Consider the following 4,961-nt stretch of genomic DNA (forward strand, 5'->3'; position numbering starts at 1 on the left):
TTACAATTTTATATTTAGATTGTATGCAAATAATTTTTATTTGCATCTTGTTGTTTGATGAAAATTATAAGAATAATTATTCCTATAATGTATAATATTTTACTAAAAAATGTAAGTTAAATTTATTTGCTAGCAATTTTAGTAATAAAAAAGAGATTAAAAATTAGTTTCTTAAATTTGATTGAATTATTTGGTTTTTATTGGTTTGGTTTTTTATGTATATAATTGTCATTTAGTTTCTAGTTTTAAAAAAGTCATTAGCTTTTTGAAGATCTTTCTTAGTATCTACACTAATAGGAATAGAATCTACCACACTAAATCCGATAGTTAAATTATGTTCTAATGCTCTTAGTTGTTCTAGTTTTTCTCTTTTTTCTAAAGGAGAAGGAGGTAAGTTTACAAAAGTAGTTAGAACCTCTCTTGTGTAGGCATAAACCCCGATATGATGGTAAAGCTCTCCTTCCCCCCAGGGAGCAGTACTTCTAGTAAAATAGAGAGCACGACCTGTTCTAACAGCTTGGGGTAAAGAATTATTAGTTAAGATATTATTGATTTTAGTAGTTAGATGTGTATTTTGTAAGGTTTGTGTATTAGTATTTAGTGTATGCTGAAAACTTACAATAGCTTTAACTACATTAGGGTTCTCCCGCTCTGTCATATCGGTTATCTCTGCTCCGATTGTAGTAATATCAAAAATCTGATAATTATTTACTAAAGTTGCAAAACAGGTTTTTATATTTTGAGAATCTATATTCGGTAAGTCACCCTGTAAATTAATAATCAAATTATATTTCTGTTGTGTGTCAAAAGCAGTTAAAGCAGCATAAACTCTATCTGTGCCTGAAGGCAGTGTAGGGTCGGTTAATATTGCATTGCCACTATTCTCTTTTACTAATTCAAAGATTTCTTTATCCCCGCAGGCAACTAATACTTCGGCAATATCTGCCTCAAGGGCTCTGTTTAGAATTTGGATTACCATAGGTTCATTATTAATTAGTAAGAGAGGTTTATTGGGTAGCCTTTTTGCAGCTAGTCTTGAGGGAATAATGATGATAGGCTTAATTGATTTCATTTGTTTTCCTTATATTTAATTCTGTGTAGTATGCTTTGCAGTACCGTAGTTAAGTTGTCCCCGAGTATTCTTTAAAGATGTAGAAACTTTACCCAGAAAATACTACTTATACGTATATTACTTATGAATGCTTAGAGGTAAAGAAATAAGATTATTCGGTAAAATCTTTAGCAGTAGCAATATCCTTAGTTATAGTAAGCCATTTATCTTGAATTTTTCTATATACACTATTTTCTTCAAATAAACCATCTTCTTGTAATACTCCTGCTTTAATTCCGGTTAAGAGCTCAACTCCCTCAGAAATACTAGAGATAGCATAAATATTAAATAATCCCCAATCTATTGACTCTATAACTTCTTTTTTTAGCATTAAATTCTTAACGTTGCTTTGGGGTATAATTACAGCATGTTCAGAATTTAAGCCCCGTTTTTGACAAATATCAAAGAATCCCTCAATTTTTTCATTAACGCCAACGATAGGCTGAATCCTTCCTTTTTGATCAACCGAGCCGGTTACTGCAAAAGATTGTTTAATAGGCAAGTCTGCTAAAGATGATAGCAGTGCAAATAATTCAGCCCCTGAGGCACTATCTCCGTCAATTTTACCATAAGATTGTTCAAAACTTAGAGTTGCGGTAAATGCTAAAGAAATCTCTTTGCTAAATAAACTATGCAGATAAGCGGATAAAATGAAAACACCCTTAGAATGAATCGCTCCGGAGAGATTCACACTTTTTTCTATATCAATAATTCCAGTTTTACCTTTATAGACTGTACAGCTAATTCTTTGAGGTTGTCCGAACATGAAATCGTGAATACTAAAAATAGATAAGCCGTTGATTTGTCCTACCTGTTCTCCCTGAGTTTCTATCAGGATAGTTCTATTTTGAATTTGTTTTTGCATATATGTATGTACTTTAGAAGCACGATAACGTCTCTCAGTATAGGCTAACTCTATATCTTCTAATTCAATTAAATTTTTATTTTTCTTCAAAGCAAAAAAATTAGCTTCTACAATTAAATCTTTAATCAAAGAAACCCTAGTGGTTAAATTTTCTTGGCTCTCAGCTATTCTAGCTCCGAATTCTATTGTTCTAGCGAGTGCTGTTTTATTTAAAGGTTGTAGCTTTTCTTTCTCAACTAAAGAGGCTACTAAAGATGCGTATAGTTGAATATTTTCATTGTTATAAGAAATTTCCTGATCAAAGTCGGCACAAATCTTAAATAAATCTTCAAATTCTTTATCATAATCTAATAAAGCATAATAGATGTCCGGTTCCCCTAAGAGGATTATTTTTACATTCAAAGGAATTGCCTGTGGCTCAATAGAAGTAAAGGAGCTTCCGTAATAAATAGCACTTTCTTGATTAACCACTTGAATACTCCTACTTTTAATAGCACGCTTTAACTTATCCCATAAAAAAGGAATTTCTAAGATTTTTCGTGCATCAAGAATTAAATATCCGCCGTTAGCACGATGCAAGGCTCCTGCTTTAATTAGAGTAAAGTTAGTATTTAGAGAACCAAGTTCGCTCATATATTCAATTTTACCGAATACTTCGGCATAATTAGGATTTTCTAAAACTATCACTGGGGCTCCTGCATTATTATCGGTATAGTGGCTGTTATCTAAAATAACATTTACCTCAAAATTAGTTAGGGAATATTTATTAGCTTTTGGTTTTAAAAATGATAAGATTGGATTCTCTGTATTTTCATCATTAGTAGTTGTAATTTTAACAAAATATTCAGGATGCAGTAATAAATGAGCTTTAGCTTTTTCTAAATAGGTTAATACTACAGGATTATGTGCCCATTTAGTTTCCATTTTAGTAAGTGCTGGAATTATTACGTGTTCTAATAATTTAATATTTTCCTGCTGAATTTTTAGTTGTTTTTCTTGTTCTCCTACTGGAATAAGTAAGAGGATTTTTTCTAATTTGTGTTGTACTCGTTTTAATTCATTTGTGAGCAACTCTTGCTTCTCCTTTGGTAAAGAACTAAAATAATCAGGTGCTACCGGTTGTTTTTTATCATCAACTAACACTAATACAAATCCCTCGGCGGATTTCACAATATTAATCTTTTCTTTTAAAGCTTCTGCTTGTAACTTTTGAATTTTCTCACTATGTTTTTCTAAAAAAGAAGCTTCTAGATTCTTAAGTTTAGTTCTATAGGTAATATTTTTAAAACTTGAAGGAATTAATACTTGTAACTCTTTAATTAAAGAATTCATATCTTCTTTAAAAATCTTAGCCTCACCGGCTTTAAATTCAATAAAATTAGGTTTTTCTTTGTTATTAAAATTATAAACATAACAAAAATCAGAAGGTAAAGCTTTGTGTTTAGCTTTATCTTGAAAAAATTTAGTGGTAATGGTTTGTTTGCCTATTCCGTTTGGTCCTAAAGCAAAAACATTGTAACCAGTATTTTTAATTTCTATTGCCATCTCTAAGGCTGAAAGCACCCGATTTTGCCCCATAAAATTTTCTATGGGAGTAATATCTTGGGTGGTTTCAGCCTTAAAAGTAGCCGGATTGCATGGCTTGTAAAGCTCAACTTTTGTTAATTTTTTGGTTTGATACAATGTGCTCATGTTTTTTTTCTCCTTGTATAAAAGAACTTAATATAATTGCTATAAAAATTAAAGTAGCTCCAATTAAAATATTTGGGTTAATAGTCTGTTCTAAAAATATATAACCGCTTAATGCTGCAAAAAATAATCTTGAAAAATCAACAGGCATTAAAACATTAACCGTAGCCAATCTAAAAGCTTGTAATCTTAGAATAATTCCTGCTAAGAAGATAGCCATAAACAGGAACAAGTATACTAAAATTTCCATACTAAAAATAAAAGTATGAGCACTTCTTAAGCCTGGATAGGCATTTAAAATTATCCCGAACAAGGCTGCATAAAAAATACAGGTAAAAATTTTATCATGTTTAGCTACTTTTTTAGTAATTAGCATATCAAAGGCTACTAAAATGGTAGAAAGTAGAGCATAAATACTACCTTCATTCAGGGTAAGAGTATAATAAAAATTAATACTAATCAATCCCCCGATAATGGCTAGGGGTAGGCAGATCAGAAATTGTAGTTTATAAAATCTTTCCTTATAAAAAAATATTGCTAAACAACTTGCCAGTACTGGAGCAATAAAACTTAGGGCAGTAACTTCGGCAATTTTAATTAAAACTAAGCTTTTAAAAAAAAAAATCATCATAAAAGAACCATTTATAGTTCTTAATAAGTGCCACCAGATTATTTTCGTTTTAAACAAACTAAAGTTTTTAAGCATAAAAGGGAGGGTGGCAGTAAAAGTAGCTACAAACTTCATAAAAGATAAAAACTCTGCAGACATATTTTTAGAAAGATAATTAATTAAAATAAATACATAACTAAAAATCAGAACATATGCCACATAACATAAGATGCCAAGAGTTTCTGATTTATGTGACGTAAGGTTAAGCATTATTAGGGATAAATTCCAAAATATATTTTTTTAAATGTTCTAAGTATTTAGGTTCGGATAAACGATGATCTCCGTCTTTAAAAAGATGCAATTCTACATCTGTTGCATTTAATAAAGCTATTATTCTTAGGCTTTTTTGATAGGGTACGGCACTATCTTGCATGCCGTGTAAAATTCTTACTGGAATATCAATATTAATATGACTGTGTAATAGTAAATATTTTTGGGCAGTAGTGAGGAGTTTCTTGCTAATAAATATACTTTCTATGGGAATTAAATCTTCATTGAGTAAAGAAATATTCATGGTATTCATAATATCTTCTGTAAAATCTAAAGCAGGGGCTATACTAATTAATGCCAAAGCTTTTTTAGGAAATTTCAAAGCATATAGAAAACTTAACCAACCTCCTAAACTA

At 30.4% G+C, this 4,961-nt stretch carries 4 protein-coding genes; all 4 read right to left on the reverse strand.

The genetic code is table 11. The annotated features are described in order from the left end of the window. Nucleotides 1-232: 232 nt before the first annotated feature. Entirely contained in the window at nt 233-1,072 is an 840-nt protein-coding gene (locus tag ACQCX0_RS06155) for a 3-deoxy-manno-octulosonate cytidylyltransferase (RefSeq protein WP_462563295.1), read from the reverse strand. Nucleotides 1,073-1,223: 151 nt separating this feature from the next. Then, the gene (locus tag ACQCX0_RS06160) at nt 1,224-3,668 is read right to left on the reverse strand and encodes a Lon protease family protein (RefSeq protein WP_462563296.1); all 2,445 of its coding nucleotides are present in this window, start codon (nt 3,666-3,668) and stop codon (nt 1,224-1,226) included. Continuing rightward, nucleotides 3,628-4,545, reverse strand: coding sequence for a DMT family transporter (locus ACQCX0_RS06165; RefSeq protein WP_462563297.1), 918 nt, complete (start codon nt 4,543-4,545; stop codon nt 3,628-3,630). The genes ACQCX0_RS06160 and ACQCX0_RS06165 overlap by 41 nt, the downstream gene beginning before the upstream one ends. Continuing rightward, on the reverse strand, nt 4,538-4,961 hold a 424-nt coding region (locus ACQCX0_RS06170), incomplete at its 5' end, for a prolyl oligopeptidase family serine peptidase (protein ID WP_462563298.1). The genes ACQCX0_RS06170 and ACQCX0_RS06165, both read right to left, overlap by 8 nt.

This window comes from Candidatus Hepatincolaceae symbiont of Strigamia maritima, from assembly GCF_055505085.1.

What these genes read in the sequence shown, in the direction of transcription:
- ACQCX0_RS06160 (WP_462563296.1), bottom strand. Translation starts at nt 3,668, where the DNA reads ATGAGCACATTGTATCAAACCAAAAAATTAACAAAAGTTGAGCTTTAC.
- ACQCX0_RS06155 (WP_462563295.1), bottom strand. Translation starts at nt 1,072, where the DNA reads ATGAAATCAATTAAGCCTATCATCATTATTCCCTCAAGACTAGCTGCA.
- ACQCX0_RS06165 (WP_462563297.1), bottom strand. Translation starts at nt 4,545, where the DNA reads ATGCTTAACCTTACGTCACATAAATCAGAAACTCTTGGCATCTTATGT.